Source organism: Candidatus Eisenbacteria bacterium (assembly GCA_035577985.1).
Classification (GTDB): domain Bacteria; phylum Desulfobacterota; class Binatia; order DP-6; family DP-6; genus DATJZY01.
Window position 1 is genome coordinate 1 of the sequence record DATJZY010000008.1, and the last position, 17,451, is coordinate 17,451.

Here is a 17,451-nt window from a genome sequence, read left to right on the forward strand (position 1 = left end):
GGCGCGCGGCCTACTCCGCCTAGGGCTGCGTAGCGGCCGCGCTCTCGGGTCCGCGAGGACCCTCTGCGCCCCCGCCGCCACCCCGCACCAGAGCCAACTATTGCTAGACCCGAGCTGCGCGCGCCGAGTAGGGTGGCCGGATGCGCGTCCTCATCCTTGGTCTCTCGGTGCTGTGCCTGTCCGCTCCTGCGTTCGCGTGGCGTGTGCGGGTTTCCGGAACCCCCGACCCCGGGCGGGTGAATGCGATCGCCACGACGTCGGCTGGTGACGTCGTCGCCGCGGGGCGGTTCGGGACGACGGCGGCGGGGGATGACGGCATCGCAGTGAAGCTAGGGTCGGCGGACGGGGTGGAGGCGTGGAGGGCCGTGATCGCGGGGTCGGCGGGTGGCAACGACATCCTGCGCGACGTGCTCGTCATGAGCGGGGGCGACGTGGTCGTGCTCGGCCAGGTGGCGAACACGAATCTCGGGAACGACGGGGTCGTGGCGCGGCTCGTCGGGACGACGGGCGGCACGACGAGCCCGGGCTGGCGTGTCGACCTCGACGGCGGGAGTGCCGGCGCCGACAACGTCCGCGATGGCGCGCTCTTCGGCGACGACGTGATCGCGGTAGGATCGAGCACCCGGCCCGATGCGAAGGGTCCGTTCACGGTGTGGCGCCTCGCCGCCGCCGACGGTGCGATCGTGTGGCATTCGCACATCGACGGTGCAGGCGGTGTCGCGCGCGTGGTCGCGACGGCGGCGGACGCGATCTACGTCGCGGGGCACGTGACGGGGGCGGCGGGCACGGACATCGTCGTGGCGCGGCTCGACCCCGCCACCGGCGACGTCGGCTGGCACGTCGTCCTCACCGGCAGCGGGCACACGGGCGATGCGGTCGAGGCGATCGCGCTCGCCGGGACGCGCGTCGTGGTGGCGGGCGAGCTGAACGGGACCACGACCTCCCCGGACGTCGTCATCGCCGCGCTCGATGCCGCGACCGGCACCGAGTCCTGGCGGGGGACGCTCGACGGCACGGCGGCCGACGCGAACGATACGGACGGCGTGCTCGGGCTCGCGGTGGCTCCGGACGGCGGCGTCGTGGCCGCCGGCTCGCTCGCGAACACGGGGATGGCCACCGACGCCTTCGTCACCAAACGCGATCCGGCCGACGGTCGCGAGCTCTGGACGACGCAGATCGACGGCCCTGCGCACCGCACCGACGACGCGCGCGCGCTCGCGATCGACGCCGACGGCGACGTGGTCATCGCCGGTCGCATTCGCAGCGCGACCAACGACTTCGCGACCTTGAAGCTCGACGGCGCGACGGGGACCGAAACGTGGCGCGACCTCCTCGACGGGCAGGCCGCGGCTGCCGATCAGGCGCTCGCCGTCGCGATCGACGCGGCAGGCCACGTCGCCGCCGGCGGGTTCACGAACAACGGCGCCGGGGCCGACGAGCTCACGGTCGTGAAGCTCGCCAGCGCAACAGGCGGCAGCTTCCCATGCGGCGACGGCCACCAGGACGCGGGCGAGGCCTGCGACGACGCCAATCTCGCACTGGGCGACGGCTGCCGGCCGAACTGCACGCCGGAGATCTGCGGCGACGGGATCCGCGATCCCCAGGAGGCGTGCGACGGCGGGCTAGACACTCCGAACGACTGCTGCAGCGCTTCGTGCGAGATCGTGGGCGACGGGCTCCCCTGCGACGACGGCAACGCCTGCACGACCGAGGACGTCTGCCAGTCCGGGACGTGCACGGGCGGCGATCCGATCGTCTGTCCGCCGACCGATGCGCCGTGTGAAGAGTCGGCGTGCAACGCCGCGACCGGACAGTGCCACGACCGCCCCAAGGCGGGCGGATCGGCGTGCGACGACGGCAATGCCTGCACGGCGGGCGACCACTGCGTCGGCACGCAGTGCATCGGTGGCGGCGCCCCCGCGTGCGACGACGCCGATCCGTGCACCGACGACGGCTGCGAGCCCGCGCAGGGCTGTACCCACGTGACACGCGCCGGCGTGTCGTCGGCGACCTGTGTCTTCGAGCGCCCGACGATCGACGCGAGCTGCACCGCCGGCATTCCCGGCCCGATCCAGAAGCTCCTCGGCCAGGCCGAGAGTCGTCTGCGGAGCGCCGAGACCGCAACCAAAGCGGCCAAGCGCAAGCGCCTCCTGAAGGCGGCACGGAGCGCCGCCATGCAAGCGCAGCGGATGGCCGAGAAGCGCGTCCGCCGCGGCAGCCTCCCCCCCGAATGCGGCGACGCCGTCTCGTCGACGATGACCGACCTGCGCACCCGCATCGACGATCTTCTCTAGCCGTCACCCGGCACGCGGCGTCGCGTGGGCGACGTGCGTGCAGCACAGATCCGGCCGAGCGGGTGCCGGGGGGTGCGGCGCCGAGCGATCATCGGGGAGCGAACGCCGCACCCCCCGGCATCCGCTCGGCCGCGCACGAGGACTCTCACGTTGCCCGAACCAACCCCGTGTGTTACTCACCCGATTCTTGGCTCGCGACGATCTCATCCAGATAAAGGGCGTCATCGCCGAAGCGCTCGCCGGCGGCAACTACCGCGTGAAGGGCGACAACGGCATGGACTTCATCGCCAAGATCGGCGGGCGCATGCGGCGCTACCACATCCGGGTGATCCCGGGCGATCGCGTGACGATCGCCGTGTCGCCGTACGATCCCACGCACGGCCTGATCGTCTTCCGCGGCTGAGCCGCCTCGGGCCTAGGCCTGCGGGATCGATTCCGCCTCGGCGATCCAGGCGGCGACCGACGCGTCGGCCGGCATGCGCCAGTCGCTGCGTGGTGAGAGCGAGCCGCCCGACCCGACCTTCGGCGAGTCCGGCACGCAGTCGCGCTTGAACTGGCTCGCGAAGAAGCGCCGCAGGAACACGAGCAGCCAGCGGCGGATCTCGCCCAGGCCGTAGCGGCCGTCGAACGCGTGCAGCGCCATGCGGGCGATGCGGCGCGGGCCGAAGCCGAAACGAAGGAAGTAGTACAGGAAGAAGTCGTGCAGCTCGTAGGGACCGACCAGCTCCTCGGTGCGCTGCGCGATCGAGCCGTCGGGACGCGGGCGCAGCAGCTCCGGGCTGATCGGGGTGGCGAGCACCTCGCGCAGCGCCGCCGCGACGGCCGACTCCTTCGCGAACACGGTCTCGGACGCCCAGCGGATCAGCTCCGAGACGAGCGTCTTCGGCACGCCGGCGTTGGCGCCGTAATGCGACATGTGGTCGCCGCCGTAGGTGGCGAAGCCGAGCGCCAGCTCCGAGAGGTCGCCGGTGCCGAGGTCGATGCCGCGCTCGCGCGACGCGGCGCCGAAGAGCACGAACTTCCGTGCCCATGCCTGCACGTTCTCGAACGTCACGTCCTCGATCGTCGGGTCGTGGCCGATCGCAGCGAAGACGTCGCTCGCGATCGGCTTCACGTCGACCTCGCGCAGCGTGGCACCGAGCGCGCGCACGAGCGAGCAGGCGACGCGATAGGTGCCCTCCGACGTGCCGAACCCCGGCATGGTGATACCGACGACGTTCGCGCGCGCGAGCCCGAGGAGGTCCATGGCGTGGATCGCGACGAGGAGGGCCTGGGTCGAATCGCGTCCGCCCGACACGCCGAGGATGACCCGGCGTCCGTTTTCCGGCAGCGACTCCAGGCGCCGCGCCAGCGACGTCGCCTTGATGAGGAAGATCTCGCGGCAGCGAGCGTCGCGCTCGGCGGGATCGCTCGGCACGAACGGCAGCGGGTGGATGCGGCGCGCCAGGCGATCGAAGACGGTCGCGGCACGGCCGTCGCGCGGCAGCGGCACGACCACGCGGCGTGCGGGGCGCGCGAGCGCGGCGGCGTTCTGCCCGAACGACGTCTGCCGCATGCGGTCCTCGGCGAGCGCGAGCAGATCCACGTCGGCGACGACGTGCGAGCCGCCCATGACGAAGCGCTCGCTCTCGGCGACCAGCTCGCCACGATCGGCGACCAGCCCGTGGCCGTCCCAGGCGAGGTCCGACGTCGACTCGCCGTAGCCGGCGGCGCTGTAGAGCTGCGCGGCGAGGTTCTTGGCCGCCGACATGCGGACGAGCTCGCGCCGGTAGTCGGCCTTGCCGATCGTGATGTTCGACGCCGAGAGGTTCGCGAGCACGGTGGCGCCCGCGAGCGCGGCGATCGTGCTCGGCGGCACGGGAACCCAGAGGTCCTCGCAGATCTCGGTGTGGAGGACGAAGCCGGGAATGCCGGCGAGCTCGACCAGCACGTCGTTGCCGAAGGGTGCCGTGTCGTCGAGGAGGTCGATCGCGTCGGCCGCCGCGGCCGCCGCCGGCTGGAACCAGCGCAGCTCGTAGAACTCGCGGTAGTTCGGCGGATACGACTTCGGCGCGACCGCGACCACGTGCCCGCCCACCATCGTGACCGCGCAGTTGAAGAGCGTGCCGTCGACGGCGACCGGCGCGCCGACGGAGATCGCCATGGGCCAGTCGTGCGTCGCCTGCGCGAGCCGTGCGATCGCGTCGCGCGTGGCGCGCAGGAGCGTGTCCTGGAAGAAGAGGTCGCCGCACGAGTAGCCGGAGAGGCCGAGCTCGGGGCAGACCGCGTACGCGGCGCCTTCGTCGCGCGCCGCGGCCAGCATGCGGAGGTGTGCCTCGACGTTGTAGGCCGGGTCGGCGACCCGGACCTCGGGGATCACGATCGCGACGCGCGCGAAACCGTGCGCCCGGACATCGAGAAAGCCACGTTCCACGGCCGGCATGATAGCCGGGGCCGTTCCGTGTTCCTAGAGAAGCACGGGCGGCGTGCCGGCGATCCCGTGCGCGATCTTCGCGGCGACGGCCATGAGCGTGAGCGTCGGGTTCCAGCCCGAGGAGGTGACGAAGACGCTGCCGTCGCAGGTGTAGAGGTTCTCGACCTCGTGGAACTTGCCGCCCGCGTCGACGACCGACGTCGCGGGATCGCTGCCCATGCGCAGGGTGCCCATCACGTGCCGCGACGTCGGCGCGCCGAGCGCAAGGTCGCAGGGCGTGATGAAGGCGTTCGTACCGCCCGCCTTGGTCACGACCTCGCGCAGGAACGGAATGTAGAAGTCGCGCGTCTCCTTCTCGAACGGATGCGTGTCGTAGCTGACGCGCGCCGCGGGACGGCCGAAGACGTCCTTCACCGTGGGATCGAGATCGATCTGATTTGCGAGCTGCGGCGCGTCCTCGGCCTGCATGATGAGGCCGAAGAGGTGCTGGCCGAGTGCGCCGTCGCGGAGCGCGTTCTTCAGAGCCTGACCCGGCGCGACGCCGAGCTGGAGGGCGTAGACCCAGCCGTCCTCGGTGATGGGCAGCCCCTGCGAGCCGCCGAACTCGCACACGCCACCCAGGCGCAGGCGCGGGCCGTCGGGCGTCGAGAAGACGCGCAGTGCCTCGCCCCCCGGCTCGACGCCGCGGAAGTCGGACACGCCGTGCGTGACCGCGCGCCCGCGCTGTCCATGGATGCGCTCGGGCGAGAAGCCGTTCACGTTGGTCTGCAGGTGGAACATGAGATTGCGGCCGATCTGGCCGCTCGCGCTCGGCACGCCGGAGAGGAGTGCCAGCCGCGCCGACTCGATTGCGCTCGCCGCCAGGATGAACGCGTCGGCGCTGGCGGTCTGTGGCGCCCCGTCGGCGTCGACGTACTCGACGTCGGTCACGCGCCCACCCGCGACGCCGAGCCGCATGACGGTCGCGTTGTAGCGGAGCTGGCAGCGGCCGGAGAGGAGCGCCTTGCGCAGCGTCACGACCGCGGGCGCGCCCTTGGAGTTGTTCGGGCAGCCGAAGCCGCTGCACATGCCGCAATCGACGCACGGCGGACGCCCGTCGTAGAACTGCGACGCGGCCGTCGCCGGGAAGTGATGCGGCGTCAGCACGCGGCCGTCGAGCGACGTGGCCATGCAGCCCGCGGCGAGCTTGAGGCCGAGGTACATGGGGACGCCCGGCGGCATCGGGTACGGCTTCGAGCGCGTCGAGGCGTACGGGTTGTCCTCGGCGCCCTGGACGCCGTAGAGCTGCTCGATCTCGGTGTAGAAGGGCTCGAGGTCGTCGTAGCTGAACGGCCAGTCGGCGAAGTTGGCGCTCGCGCTGTCGCTGCCGAAGCCGGGAACGGCGAGCATCGGCGTCGCGCCGATCAGCTCCTCGACCGCCGTCTTCAGGCGGAAGTCGACCTTCGTGAAGCGGGGCGTCTTCACGTCGGCGTGGCCGAACGCGCCGCCGACCAGGCGCGGGAGCTGGTTCACGTCCTCGTTCAGCGTCGCCGGCCCGGACGCGCCTTGCCGGAAGGTTCGTGGATCGAGATCGGCGATGGGATCGATCCACATGCGCACCTCGTACTTCACCTCGTCGTTCGAGTGCAGCGGGACGGGGTCGCGCTTCGGATCGTCCAGGAAGTCGTACGTGAGGGGGCCGGTCTCGAGCACGAGCACGTTCTTGCCGCCGGCCGTCAGCACGTGGGCGGCGGTGCCGCCGCCGGCGCCGCTGCCGATGATGCAGACGTCGAAGTGCGTGAGCCCCGTGTTGCCGAGGACGTTCTCCTGCTTGCGCTTACGCATTGGTGTCCCCGCACAGCAGGCGATCGAGCCCGGGAGAGAGCGTCGAGATCGCGGTCTGGACGGCCTGGCCGTCGGCCGAGAGCGGCTTCGGACCGCCGAGCTCGTCGGGGTTGGCCGTCGACATGGGGTGGTCGGGGCGCTCGACGTAGCCGCCGGTGGCGGCGGAGAAGATCGAGTACCCGAGCGGCTGGCTGTCGCCTTCGAGCCCGACCAGCGCCCAGCCCTGCGTCTTCACGTTGCCGCCGTACTCCGGAACCGAGAAGCAGCCCTCGATCGTCTGGCGGACGACCGTATTGAAGAAGGTGTCGCCGCCGCGCCGCGCGTCCGGCTGGAAGGCGCCCGCATCGTCGAGCATCGCCATCACGGCGTCCTGGTCGGCGGTCGAGAGCGACGCGAACGTGCCGCCCTTCGTCATCTGCGCGATCTCGTCGACCCGGGCGAGCCCGTCGCGATACACGTCGCGCAAGCCCTTCTTCGGACCGCCGAACTGCGCGTCGAGCGCCGCCAGCTCGGGGACGCCGGCGGTGCCGAACAGCTCGCCGCGCCAGTAGAGCTCCTGCAGGCGCGTGGGCGGGATGAACTTCTTGAAGGCGTCCTTGGGGCGTCGCTTGGAGATGACCCCGCGCTTGTTGTCGGGGAGGGAATTCCGCCCGCTGAACGGGCCACCCGCGTACAGGCGCGCCTTCTTGCCGTCGAGCGCCGTCAAGAGGTTCTCGATGTACTGCGCGGCGCCCATGCCCTTGGCGCCGGGGCCACCCGCGTCGGGCGGGATGATCCGATCGCAGAGGGCTTCCAGCGTCGCACGCTCGGGCTTGGTGAAGAAGCGGCCCTTCGCGCGCGCGGCGGCGCGCTGCACGCGCACGAGTGGGAGCGAGAGCACGGCGAGCAGGACGGCTACGGCACGCAGGAACTGCCGGCGCGAGAGGAGGACCGCCACGCTCGCCGCCGGTGCGTCCCAGCGCAGCTCGGGGGGAAGCGGAACGGCCGGGACGCGCGGCTGCCTCGGGATCCGGACGCGTGACATGCGCGCGGCTTATCGCTCGACCGCCCGGGCCGTCAAGGAATGCGGGGTGCTCGGCGCGCTGGCGCAGCCCCGCACCGAGACGCTATCGTGCGCGCGTGATTCCCCCGACCAAGCTCGTGCTGGCGTCCGCGTCGCCGCGGCGCCGCGAGCTGCTGGATGCCATCGACCTCGGCTTCACGGTGCGAGCGACCGACATCGACGAGGCGGCTGCCGCGGGCGATCACGCGCCGGCGGACGCAGCCATCGCCGTCGCCTCGGCGAAGGCACGGGCGGCCAACGGGGCGGCGGACACGGTAGTCCTGGCCGCCGACACCATGGTCGTGCTGGACGATCGGGTACTCGGCAAGCCGCGCGACGACGCCGACGCGCGCCGGATGCTGGTCGCGCTCCGCGGGCGGATGCACCTGGTCGTCACCGGAGTCGTCGTGCGGACGGTGGACAGCGAGTGGACGGCCGCTATCGAGAGCGAGGTGCGCATGCGGGCCTACTCCGACGAGGAGGTGGCGGCGTACGTTGCCGGCGGCGGCGGCCGGGACAAGGCGGGGGCGTACGGCATCCAGGACGACCCGTTCCTGCCCGTGGAGGCCATCCACGGCTGCTACTGCAACGTCATGGGGCTGCCCCTATGGACGGCGTACCGGCTCCTGCGCGAGGCCGGCTGCGTGGCGCCCCGGCGCCCCGGCGAAACGCTCTCGCGCTGCGCCGTGTGCCCGATGAACTTCTAGCCGACCCGAGACTTCGTCCTGGGTCGGGGCGAGTATGAGGCCTCTGTGGGACGCGCGACCGGCATGCCGCGGCCGGCGAAGCCGGCGCGACAGACGAGGTACGCGCGGGTGAGGGCCGGTCTGCTAGACGCTGAAGGTAAGGAGACGGGCTTCGTCCCTGGCGTTGGGTTTGGCTTTGAGGCCGGGGATCAGCCAGCGCGCGTGGTGCTTCAGGTGCCGCATCAGCACGGTCACCTGGGGGTGAGGGCCGGTCGCCTTGTAGACCCCGTAGATCGCGAAGAAGAGGACGAGCGAGGCCAGGAACGATCCGATCCAGGCGACGAGCCAGCGGCGGTCGATCTGCCGTACCTCGTACTGATGACGGGTGAGGACTCGTGAGCTTGCGGACGGCATCGAGACGCATTGTACACGTCACACGGGGGGTGTTTCCAGCAAAGTGCGTGTCTCGCTGAGTCAGATCACGACCCTGCGCTGGTCGTTCGAGGAGGACGTGGCCTTCTACGCGTCGGCCGGCGTTCACGCGGTCGGCGTCTCGGTGCGGAAGCTCGAAGCCGTCGGCGTCTCGCGGGCCGTGCGACTCCTGAAGGACGCCGGGCTCGCCGTTTCGTGCCTCACCTCGTCGGGTGGCTTCCCCCTCGACGACGCGGAGGGGACGCGCGCGACGCTCGAGCGGACGCGCGGGCATCTCGCAGCCGCGGCGGAGCTGGGCGCCGCGTGCCTCTTCGTCCTGCCGGGGCATGCGCCGGCGTGGTCGTGGGAGGAGCAGGCCGAGCGGGCGCATCCGCTCTTTGCGGAGCTCGTGCCCGAGGCCGCGCGCCTCGGCGTGCGCCTCGCGATCGAGCCGGTGAGCCAGCTGCGGATGGACCTCGGGTTCCTGCACACCTTCGCCGACGCGCTCGACTACGCGGACGAGCTCGGCTCGCCACAGGTCGGCGTGGTCCTCGAGCTGAACAACGCCTGGATCGAGCGCGACCTCTACCGCAACATTCGCGAGCGCACGTCACGCATCGCCGTCGTGCAGGTGAACGACTTCAAGGTCGGGACGCTCGCGGCGAGCGACCGCGTGGTCATGGGCGACGGCGACATCCCGCTGCGCCGCATCCTGCGGGCCCTGGACGCCGCCGGCTATGCCGGCTGGTACGACATCGAGCTGCTCGGCCCGCGCATCGAGGCCGAGGGCTACGCCGCGGTCGTGCCGCGCGCGCTCGCGGCCTTCGACGCGCTGTGGACGTAGACGGCCACGCTTGCGGGCAGGCGCGGGGGAGCGCTAGACACGTCGACTACGGTACTCGGAAAGGGGACGTGCACATGAGGCTCAAGGACAAGGTCGCGCTCATCACCGGCGCGGGGCAGGGCATCGGCGAGGCCTATGCCAAGCGGTTCGCCGCCGAGGGCGCGACGGTCGTCGTCGCCGACATCAACGCCGAGAAGGGCCAGGCCGTCGCCAAGGCGCTCGGGGCTCCGCACGTCTTCGAGCGGGTCGACGTCTCGAACGAGGCCGACACGCAGCGGGCGGCCAAGGCCGTGTTCGATCGCTTCGGGAAGATCAACGTCCTCGTGAACAACGCGGCCATCTTCTACGGCATCGACAACTTCGACAGCTCCTTCGCGTACCTGAAGAAGATCTTCGACGTGAACTACTTCGGCGCCTGGCTCATGAGCCGCGCCGTCTTCCCGTACATGGTGAAGAGCGGCGGCGGCTCGATCATCAACCAGTCGTCGTCGGCGGCCTGGCTCCACCCCGAGTACCCGGTCTTCGACGACAACCTGCCGTCGTTCCACTACAGCGTGACGAAGGCCGCGATCAACGCGATGACGCACTACATGGCCGGCAGCATCGGCAAGCACAACATCCGCGTGAACGCGATCGCGCCGGGCCCGACCATGACCGAGGCGACCAAGCAGGGCGTGCCGGAGGTCTACCTCCAGCACATCATCGACACGCAGATGGCGATCCATCGCGCGCTCGAGCCCGAGGACGTGACGGGCGCGGCGGTGTTTCTCGCGTCCGACGACTCGTCGTTCGTGACCGGCCAGTGCATCCCGGTCGACGGCGGCATGGTGATGCTCGGCTGATGGCGACCGGGGCGAAGCCGCTGGTCGGCATCCTCATGGGGTCCCAGTCCGACTGGGAGGTGATGAAGAACGCCTGCGACACGCTCGACTCGCTCGGCATCCCGAACGAGCCGCGCGTGATGTCGGCGCACCGGAGCCCCGATCTCGTCGTCGAGTACGTGACGGCGGCCGAGGGCCGCGGCATCGAGGTCCTGATCGCGGCCGCCGGCGGTGCGGCGCATCTCGCCGGCGTCGTCGCGGCGAAGACGTCCCTGCCGGTGCTGGGCGTCCCCATGCACTCGGCGTCGCTGAACGGGCTCGACTCGCTGCTCTCCATGGTGCAGATGCCGGCCGGCATCCCGGTCGCGACGCTCGCGATCGGGAAGCCCGGAGCGATCAACGCGGCGCTCTTCGCGGCGGCGATCCTCGCGAACAAGCACCCCGACGTGAAGAAGGCGCTCGAGCTCTATCGAACGCGCCAGACCGAGAAGGTTCGGGCCGGCGTCGATCCGCGCAAGGCGACCTGACGGCGAGCGCGGTCAGATCACTTCCTGCTCGCGCAACCGACCCACCTCGTCCCACGAGTAGCCGAGGAGCTCCGTCAGGATCTCCTCGGTGTGCTGGCCGAACTCCGGGGCAGGGCGGCGCAGCGATCCCGGCGTCTCGCTGAGCCCGATCGGCACGCCTACGACCTGCGTCGGGCCGAAGGTCGGGTGCTCGAAGGTCGTGACGTACCGGTTCGCCTGCACCTGGGGGTCGTCGGGGAGCTGGTCGACCGAGTTCACGACCGAGACGATGAAGTCGCCGCCGCTGCGCAGAGCCTCCAGCCACTCGGCGCGCGTGCGGGTGGCAAACCGGGCGTCGAGCAGCGCCACGCAGTCGCCGGCGTTCATCATGCGGTCGATCATGGTCGTGAAGCGGGGATCGGTAGCCGCCTCGGGCGCGCCGAGCACGCGGCAGATGTTCGCCCAGTAGCGATCGCCCTGGATCATGGCGAGCGCGAGCCACTCGCCGTCGGCGCACTTGTAGTGGTTCCAGAGCGGGTTGGTCGCGAACTTCCGCGCCGTGCGCGGGAGCGCGCGGCCGAGCATCAGGCGCGCCGAGAGCCCGAGGCCCTGCAGCCACGCCATCGATCCCAGGTGCGAGGCGTCGACCTCCTGGCCGCGTCCCGTCTTCTCCCGGGCGAGGAGCGCGGCGAGCACGCCGTAGGCGAGGATGACGGCGCCCATCTGGTCGGCGATGCCGCCCGCGATCGCGAGCGGTTCGTCGTCGGGCTCCCCGGCCGACATCATGATCCCGGAGCGCGCGAGGCCGAGGTAGTCGAACGACGGATCGCCGCTCTCGGGTCCGAGCGGGCCGTAGCCGGTGGCGCTCGCGTAGATGAGGCGCGGATTGCGTTCGCGCAGCGTGGCGGCGTCGAGCCCGAGCCGTCCCGCGACGCCCTGGCGGAAGTTCTGTACGAACACGTCGGCGCCGTCGGCGAGCTTGCGCACGATCTCGACGCCGGCGGGCTTCTTCAGGTCGACGGTGATGCTGCGCTTGTTGCGGTTGTTGGCCTCGAAGTAGAAGTTCGGCCGATCCGAGAGATCGATCCCCTGCGCACGCAGGATGCCGCGCCCCGGATCGCCGCCGACGCGCTCCTCGACCTTGATCACCTCGGCGCCGAGGTCGCCGAGCATGACGGAGCACACCGGCCCCTGCTGCCAGATCGTCCAGTCGATCACGCGGATCCCGTCGAGCGGCATCGTCATGACGCCCCACTCGCACAGGGCGCGGCGGCGCGGCAAGCGGCGTTTTCACCGTCACGGCAGGCGTGCTAGTGGGCGCGCGCCATGCGAGTGCTGCTAACGGGCGGGACGGGGTTCATCGGCGATCCGGTGGCGCGGGCGCTGCGCGGCGCCGGGCACGACGTGACGATCGTCAGCCGCCAACCCGGCTACGTTCCCGCCAAGGCGATCGCGTGGGACGGAGTGCGGGCCGCGATGGCCGAGACCGACGCGATCGTGAACCTGGCCGGCGAGCCGATCGCCGACGGCCGATGGACGGCGCCGCGCAAGGCCGCGATCACGGCGAGCCGCGTCGAGGGCACGCGCGCGATCGTCGACGCCATCGCCGAGTCGCCGAAGCGTCCGCAGGTGCTCGTGAGCGCGTCGGCGATCGGCTTCTACGGCCCGCGCGGCGACGAGGAGCTGGACGAGACGGCGACCGCGGGCGAGGGCTTCCTCGCCTCGGTGTGCCGGCAGTGGGAAGCCGCGGCCTGGCGCGCGAAGGACTTCGACGTCCGCGTCGTCGCCCTTCGCATCGGCGTCGTCCTCGGACCCGGCGGGGGCGCGCTCGGCCGCATGGTGATCCCGTTTCGCGCCTGTCTCGGGGGCCGCCTCGGGAACGGCAAGCAGTGGATGAGCTGGATCCACCGCGACGACGTGGTCGGGCTCGTGCTGGCCGCGCTGGGCGACGCCGCCTACACGGGGCCCGTGAACGCGACCGCCCCGTCGCCCGTCCGCAATCGCGACTTCACGACGGCGCTCGCGCATGCCGTCCATCGGCCCGCGATCTTCCCCGTTCCAGGTATCGCGCTCCGGCTGGCGCTCGGCGAGATGGCAGAGATGCTCCTCACGGGGCAGCGCGTGGTCCCGAAGGCTGCGACCGCGGCCGGATACGCCTGGAAGCACCCCGACCTCGCGGGAGCGATCGCCGCCTCGATCGAATAGCTCCTCGCGTCAGTACCGCCGGCGGCGCGTCGGGCCGAGGAGCGCACCCATGATGCCGCGGGTGATGGCGCCCGCGACCGTCACCGCGACGGTCTTGGTGACGCGCGAGTTCAGCACCTTCTCGAGCGTGCTCGGCTCCTCGCGGACGGCGCCGCGACCGCCCGGGGCGGGCGCGCCCGCTCCGGCATCACCCGCCGCCGCAGCTCCCGCAAGCTTCTCCTCGGCGCTTTCGCGATCGACGGCCTGCGAGTACTTCTTCACCTGCGCCGACGAGCCGATGCGCTGGCCCATCTCGGCGTCGGTGAGCGGTCCCATGCGCGAGGCGGGCGGCACGATCCGGGTCGCGAACGGCGGCGTCGGCGTCCCGTTCGGCGAGAGCACGGTCACGAGCGCTTCGCCCGTTCCGAGCGACGTCAGCGTCTGCTCGATGTCGTAGAAGGGTGTCTTCGGGAACGTCCGCGCCGCCGCCTTGAGCGCCTTCTCGTCGTCGGCGGTGAAGGCGCGCAGCGCGTGCTGCACGCGGTTGCCGAGCTGTCCCAGGATGTCGGGCGGGATGTCCTTCGGGCTCTGCGTCACGAAGAAGATGCCGACGCCCTTCGAGCGGACCAGACGGACGACCTGCTCGACCTGGGTCAGGAACTCCTTGCTCGCGCCGTCGAACAGGAGATGCGCCTCGTCGAAGAAGAAGACGAGCTTCGGCTTGTCGGCATCGCCGACCTCGGGGAGCATGTTGTAGAGGCGCGCGAGCATCCACATGAGGAACGTCGACCACAGCGCGGGCTTGTCCTGCACGTCGGTCAGCTCGAGCACCGACACGAGGCCGCGTCCGTCGCGCTCGGTCTGCATGAGGTCGTGGAGGTCGAATTCGGGCTCGCCGAAGAACGCCTGTGCGCCCTGCTGCTCGAGCTCCACCATCTCGCGCAGCAGGACGCCGACCGTCTGCTTCGACATGCCGCCGTAGTCCTTGAGATCGGCGGCGCCGGGACCGGAGAGATGCTGCAGCACGGCGCGCAGATCGCCGAAGTCGAAGAGCTCCAGGTGGCGGTCGTCGGCGTACTTGAAGACGAGCGTCAGGACGCTCGTCTGGGTGTCGTTGAGGCTCAGCACCTTCGAGAGCAGGAGTGGTCCGAACGACGACACGGTCGCACGGAGCTGGGCGCCACGCTTGCCGGTGAGCGACAGGAACTCGACCGGGAACCCGCTCGGGTGCCACGCGTAGCCCGTCTCCTTCGCGCGCTGCTGGACGCGGTCGTTCGCCTCGCCGGGGACGGCGATGCCCGAGACGTCGCCCTTCACGTCGGCGAGGAACACCGACACGCCGGCCTGCGAGAGCTGCTCGGCCACGAGCTGGAGCGTCTTCGTCTTGCCGGTGCCGGTCGCGCCAGCGACGAGCCCGTGGCGGTTCATGAGCGCCAGCGGGATGCGAACGAGCGGCTCAGGACTGCATGCGCCGTCGTGCACCGGCGCCCCGAGGGTGACGGATGCGGCTTGTCCGCCGAACGCCTGGCGCGCCGCTGCTACGACCTTGTCGTCCATGTCGCGCGCTTACTCGGGGGTGGCGGGGCCGTCAACATCTCTGGTAAGCCCCGCCCGCATGCCGCGCATCGCGAATCGGGAGATCCGACTCCTCGACGGATCCTGGTACGCCGCCGATCCGCATCCGCACTTCCGGTGGATGCGTGAGCACGCGCCGGTCTACTGGGACGAGGCCGGGGCGGTGTGGGGCGTCGCGAGCTACGAGGGCGTGCTGCGCGTCTCGAAGGACACGGAGACCTTCTGCTCGCGCATGAGCTCGCGACCCGACTCGCCGGCGATTCCGTCGATGATCAATCTCGACGATCCCGACCATCGCCGGCGGCGGAGTCTCGTGAACAAGGGTCTCACGCCGCGGCGGGTGCTCGACCACGAGCCGAAGATCCGCGAGATCTGTCACGGGCTCGTCGACGCGGTCGCCGCCCGCGGCGCGTGCGACTTCGTGCACGACATCGCGGCGCCGCTCCCCATGATCGTGATCGGCGACCTGCTCGGCGTCGAGCCCGAGGACCGCGACATGCTGCTGCGCTGGTCCGACGACCTCATCCTCGCCACCAACGCGACCGCGCCGGTGGAGGTGATGGAGCGTGCCACGCAGTCGTTCGCCGAGTACGCCGCCTACAACCGGCGTGTGGTCGCCGACCGCCGCGCGCGCCCGCGCGACGACATGATGAGCGTCCTCGTGCACGCCGAGATCGACGGGCAGAAGCTCGGCGACGAGGACATCCTGCAGGAGGGGCTGCTCATCCTGGTCGGCGGCGACGAGACGACGCGCCACGTGATCACCGGGGGCATGGAGGCGCTGATCCGCAATCCCGACGAGCGCCGGAAGCTGCACCAGGGCCCGGCCCTCGTCCCGTCGGCGGTCGAGGAGATGCTGCGCTGGGTGACGCCGATCCAGAACATGAACCGGACGGCGACGCGCGACGTCGACCTCGGCGGCGAGCGCGTGCGCGCCGGGGAGAAGGTGCTCCTTCTCTATCCGTCCGCGAACCGCGACGAGCGCGTCTTCGCGCGTGCCCACGAGTTCCACGTCGATCGCGAGCCGAACGACCACGTCGCCTTCGGGCATGGCGTGCACTTCTGCCTCGGTGCGAGCCTCGCGCGCCTGGAGCTGAAGGTGATGTTCGAGACGCTGCTCGAGCGCCTGCCCGACCTGACGCTCGCGTCCGACGGGCCGCTGCCGCGCCGGCCGTCGAACTTCATCGTCGGGATCGAGCACATGCCGGTCGTCTTCACGCCGCGGCCGGCATGAGCGCGCCCTGGTGGAAGACGGCCGTCGTCTACCAGATCTATCCGCGCTCGTTCCTCGACACCGGCGGCGACGGCGTGGGCGATCTCGAGGGCATCCGCCGCCGCCTGGAGCACCTCGTGTGGCTGGGCGTCGACGCGGTGTGGCTGTCGCCGGTCTTCCGCTCGCCGATGAAGGACTTCGGCTACGACGTCGCCGACTACTGCGACGTCGATCCGCTCTTCGGGACGCTCGCCGATCTCGATCGGCTGGTCGCCGAGGCGCACGCGAAGGGGCTGCGGGTCCTGCTCGACTGGGTGCCGAACCACACGTCGGACCAGCATCCGTGGTTCGTGGAGTCGCGCCGCTCGCGTACGAGCCCCAAGCGGGGCTGGTACTTCTGGCGCGATCCCGCGCCGAACGGCGCGCCGCCCAACAACTGGACGGCGGCGTTCCCGCTCGGCACGCCGGCGTGGACACTCGATCGCGGGACCGGCCAGTACTACCTCCACCAGTTCCTTCCCGAGCAGCCGGATCTCGACTGGTCGAACCCCGAGGTCGTCGCCGCCATGCACGACGTCGTGCGCTTCTGGCTGGGTCGCGGCATCGACGGGTTCCGCGTCGACGTGGTGCACGGCATCGGAAAGGATCCGGCGCTTCCGGACGAGCCGCGCGAGCGGGCGGGGATCCCCCACGTCGCGGTGAACGAGCATTCCTCGACCCACGCGCACCTGCGCGCGCTGCGCAAGCTCGTGGATTCGTACCCCGGCGATCGCATGCTCGTCGGCGAGGTCTTCCAGCTCTTCACCCACGCGCTGCCGGCGTACTTCGGCGCCAACGACGAGCTGCACCTGGCCTTCGACCTCCCGGCGTCGGTCGTGACGCCGTGGGAGGCGGCTGAATGGGAGGCGCGCATCCGCGCGGTGGCGGCCGAGCTCGATCCGCTCGGTGCCTGGCCGACCTGGGTGCTCTCGAACCACGACGTCCCGCGGCACCGGTCGCGCTTCGGCTCGGAGGCGCGCGCCCGCGCCGCCGCGGTCATGCTGCTCACGCTGCGCGGTACACCCTTCCTCTACGCCGGCGAAGAGCTCGGTCTCGAGGACGCCGACGTGCCACGCGAGCGCCAGGTCGATCCCGGCGGCCGCGACGGGTGTCGCGCTCCGATCCCCTGGGACGCGAGCCCGACCCACGGCTGGGCGACACCCGACCCCTGGCTGCCCTGGCCCCCCGAGCCATCCACGCGGAACCTCGAACACCAACGCGAAGACCCCGGCTCGATCCTGTACCTGTACCGCCGCCTGCTCCACGCCCGCAAAGGATCTCCAGCGCTTCGGACCGGAGATCTCACTCTGCGCAGCACCCCGCCCGGCGTCCTGGCCTACGATCGCCACACCGCCGACGAACGCTGGACGATCCTCGTCAACTTCACCAACGAGTCGGTGGCGTACCCCGCCTCCGGAACGATCCACGTCGCGACCAACGTCGAATCCGAAGGCGAGCCGTACCAAGGCCTGCTCAAGGCCGATCAAGGGCTCCTGCTCGCCCGCAAGAAGTAGCCGCCGGCGCCGTCGCGAGCGAGGTCAGGGGGCGACGCGGAGGCGCCTGCGAAGCGGCGCGACGAACTGCAGGGCCGTGACGGCC

Annotated in this window: 15 protein-coding genes; 9 read left to right on the plus strand and 6 right to left on the minus strand. The window is 71.1% G+C overall.

Features of this window, described 5'->3' with window-relative positions; translation table 11 throughout:
* Positions 1-140: 140 nt before the first annotated feature.
* Both VMS22_00760 and infA read left to right on the plus strand, forming a co-directional pair.
* Positions 141-2,294: a PQQ-binding-like beta-propeller repeat protein gene (locus VMS22_00760; protein HXJ32542.1), complete on the plus strand. Its 2,154-nt coding sequence runs from the start codon at positions 141-143 to the stop codon at positions 2,292-2,294.
* A gap of 187 nt (positions 2,295-2,481) precedes the next feature.
* Positions 2,482-2,697 (plus strand): translation initiation factor IF-1, encoded by a 216-nt coding sequence (gene infA / locus VMS22_00765; GenBank protein HXJ32543.1) that lies wholly within the window; start codon positions 2,482-2,484, stop codon positions 2,695-2,697.
* A 12-nt stretch (positions 2,698-2,709) separates the two neighbouring features.
* Here infA and VMS22_00770 read toward each other — a convergent pair whose 3' ends face one another.
* From VMS22_00770 to VMS22_00780, 3 genes are read right to left on the minus strand one after another with little or no spacing between them, the layout of a single operon-like run.
* On the minus strand, positions 2,710-4,716 hold the full coding sequence (locus tag VMS22_00770; GenBank protein HXJ32544.1) for an NAD(+) synthase: 2,007 nt from the start codon (positions 4,714-4,716) through the stop codon (positions 2,710-2,712).
* Between the two features lie 24 nt (positions 4,717-4,740).
* Positions 4,741-6,531, minus strand: coding sequence for a GMC family oxidoreductase (locus VMS22_00775; GenBank protein ID HXJ32545.1), 1,791 nt, complete (start codon positions 6,529-6,531; stop codon positions 4,741-4,743).
* Positions 6,524-7,555, minus strand: a complete 1,032-nt coding sequence (locus VMS22_00780; protein HXJ32546.1) for a gluconate 2-dehydrogenase subunit 3 family protein — start codon at positions 7,553-7,555, stop codon at positions 6,524-6,526. The genes VMS22_00775 and VMS22_00780 overlap by 8 nt, the downstream gene beginning before the upstream one ends.
* A 95-nt stretch (positions 7,556-7,650) precedes the next feature.
* Between VMS22_00780 and VMS22_00785 the strand changes: the two genes are divergently transcribed.
* Positions 7,651-8,280 carry a Maf family protein gene (locus tag VMS22_00785; protein HXJ32547.1) on the plus strand — a complete coding sequence of 210 codons (630 nt, stop codon included), beginning with the start codon at positions 7,651-7,653 and terminating at the stop codon, positions 8,278-8,280.
* A 123-nt stretch (positions 8,281-8,403) separates the two neighbouring features.
* On the opposite strand, the gene VMS22_00790 is transcribed toward VMS22_00785, so the two are convergent.
* Complete coding sequence (locus VMS22_00790; protein ID HXJ32548.1) at positions 8,404-8,673, minus strand: hypothetical protein; 270 nt, start codon at positions 8,671-8,673, stop codon at positions 8,404-8,406.
* 43 nt (positions 8,674-8,716) lie between these two features.
* On the opposite strand from VMS22_00790, the gene VMS22_00795 reads away from it, so the two are divergent.
* The 3 genes from VMS22_00795 to purE all read left to right on the plus strand — a co-directional run bounded on the left by VMS22_00795 (position 8,717) and on the right by purE (position 10,862).
* Entirely contained in the window at positions 8,717-9,514 is a 798-nt protein-coding gene (locus VMS22_00795; GenBank protein ID HXJ32549.1) for a sugar phosphate isomerase/epimerase family protein, read from the plus strand.
* A gap of 74 nt (positions 9,515-9,588) precedes the next feature.
* Positions 9,589-10,356 (plus strand): glucose 1-dehydrogenase, encoded by a 768-nt coding sequence (locus VMS22_00800; GenBank protein ID HXJ32550.1) that lies wholly within the window; start codon positions 9,589-9,591, stop codon positions 10,354-10,356.
* On the plus strand, positions 10,356-10,862 hold the full coding sequence (gene purE / locus VMS22_00805; GenBank protein ID HXJ32551.1) for a 5-(carboxyamino)imidazole ribonucleotide mutase: 507 nt from the start codon (positions 10,356-10,358) through the stop codon (positions 10,860-10,862). The genes VMS22_00800 and purE overlap by 1 nt, the downstream gene beginning before the upstream one ends.
* 12 nt (positions 10,863-10,874) lie before the next feature.
* On the opposite strand, the gene VMS22_00810 is transcribed toward purE, so the two are convergent.
* Entirely contained in the window at positions 10,875-12,086 is a 1,212-nt protein-coding gene (locus VMS22_00810; GenBank protein HXJ32552.1) for a CoA transferase, read from the minus strand.
* Positions 12,087-12,167: 81 nt separating this feature from the next.
* On the opposite strand from VMS22_00810, the gene VMS22_00815 reads away from it, so the two are divergent.
* A complete protein-coding gene (locus VMS22_00815) occupies positions 12,168-13,046 on the plus strand; it encodes a TIGR01777 family oxidoreductase (GenBank protein ID HXJ32553.1) in 879 nt (292 codons plus the stop codon).
* A 9-nt stretch (positions 13,047-13,055) separates the two neighbouring features.
* Here the strand turns inward: VMS22_00815 and VMS22_00820 are convergent, their stop codons facing one another.
* Complete coding sequence (locus VMS22_00820) at positions 13,056-14,582, minus strand: helicase HerA-like domain-containing protein (GenBank protein ID HXJ32554.1); 1,527 nt, start codon at positions 14,580-14,582, stop codon at positions 13,056-13,058.
* Positions 14,583-14,640: 58 nt separating this feature from the next.
* Here VMS22_00820 and VMS22_00825 point away from each other — a divergent pair, with 58 nt between their 5' ends.
* Both VMS22_00825 and VMS22_00830 read left to right on the plus strand, forming a co-directional pair.
* The gene (locus VMS22_00825) at positions 14,641-15,834 is read left to right on the plus strand and encodes a cytochrome P450 (GenBank protein ID HXJ32555.1); all 1,194 of its coding nucleotides are present in this window, start codon (positions 14,641-14,643) and stop codon (positions 15,832-15,834) included.
* Positions 15,831-17,366 carry an alpha-amylase family glycosyl hydrolase gene (locus VMS22_00830; GenBank protein ID HXJ32556.1) on the plus strand — a complete coding sequence of 512 codons (1,536 nt, stop codon included), beginning with the start codon at positions 15,831-15,833 and terminating at the stop codon, positions 17,364-17,366. Before VMS22_00825 ends, VMS22_00830 begins: the two co-directional genes overlap by 4 nt.
* Positions 17,367-17,451: the final 85 nt, after the last annotated feature.

Coding starts and splice junctions, on each gene's coding strand:
- VMS22_00770 (HXJ32544.1), bottom strand. CDS start 4,716: ATGCCGGCCGTGGAACGTGGCTTTCTCGATGTCCGGGCGCACGGTTTC.
- VMS22_00815 (HXJ32553.1), top strand. CDS start 12,168: ATGCGAGTGCTGCTAACGGGCGGGACGGGGTTCATCGGCGATCCGGTG.
- VMS22_00790 (HXJ32548.1), bottom strand. CDS start 8,673: ATGCCGTCCGCAAGCTCACGAGTCCTCACCCGTCATCAGTACGAGGTA.
- VMS22_00780 (HXJ32546.1), bottom strand. CDS start 7,555: ATGTCACGCGTCCGGATCCCGAGGCAGCCGCGCGTCCCGGCCGTTCCG.
- VMS22_00800 (HXJ32550.1), top strand. CDS start 9,589: ATGAGGCTCAAGGACAAGGTCGCGCTCATCACCGGCGCGGGGCAGGGC.
- VMS22_00830 (HXJ32556.1), top strand. CDS start 15,831: ATGAGCGCGCCCTGGTGGAAGACGGCCGTCGTCTACCAGATCTATCCG.
- VMS22_00820 (HXJ32554.1), bottom strand. CDS start 14,582: ATGGACGACAAGGTCGTAGCAGCGGCGCGCCAGGCGTTCGGCGGACAA.
- VMS22_00810 (HXJ32552.1), bottom strand. CDS start 12,086: ATGACGATGCCGCTCGACGGGATCCGCGTGATCGACTGGACGATCTGG.
- VMS22_00825 (HXJ32555.1), top strand. CDS start 14,641: ATGCCGCGCATCGCGAATCGGGAGATCCGACTCCTCGACGGATCCTGG.
- purE (HXJ32551.1), top strand. CDS start 10,356: ATGGCGACCGGGGCGAAGCCGCTGGTCGGCATCCTCATGGGGTCCCAG.
- VMS22_00775 (HXJ32545.1), bottom strand. CDS start 6,531: ATGCGTAAGCGCAAGCAGGAGAACGTCCTCGGCAACACGGGGCTCACG.
- VMS22_00760 (HXJ32542.1), top strand. CDS start 141: ATGCGCGTCCTCATCCTTGGTCTCTCGGTGCTGTGCCTGTCCGCTCCT.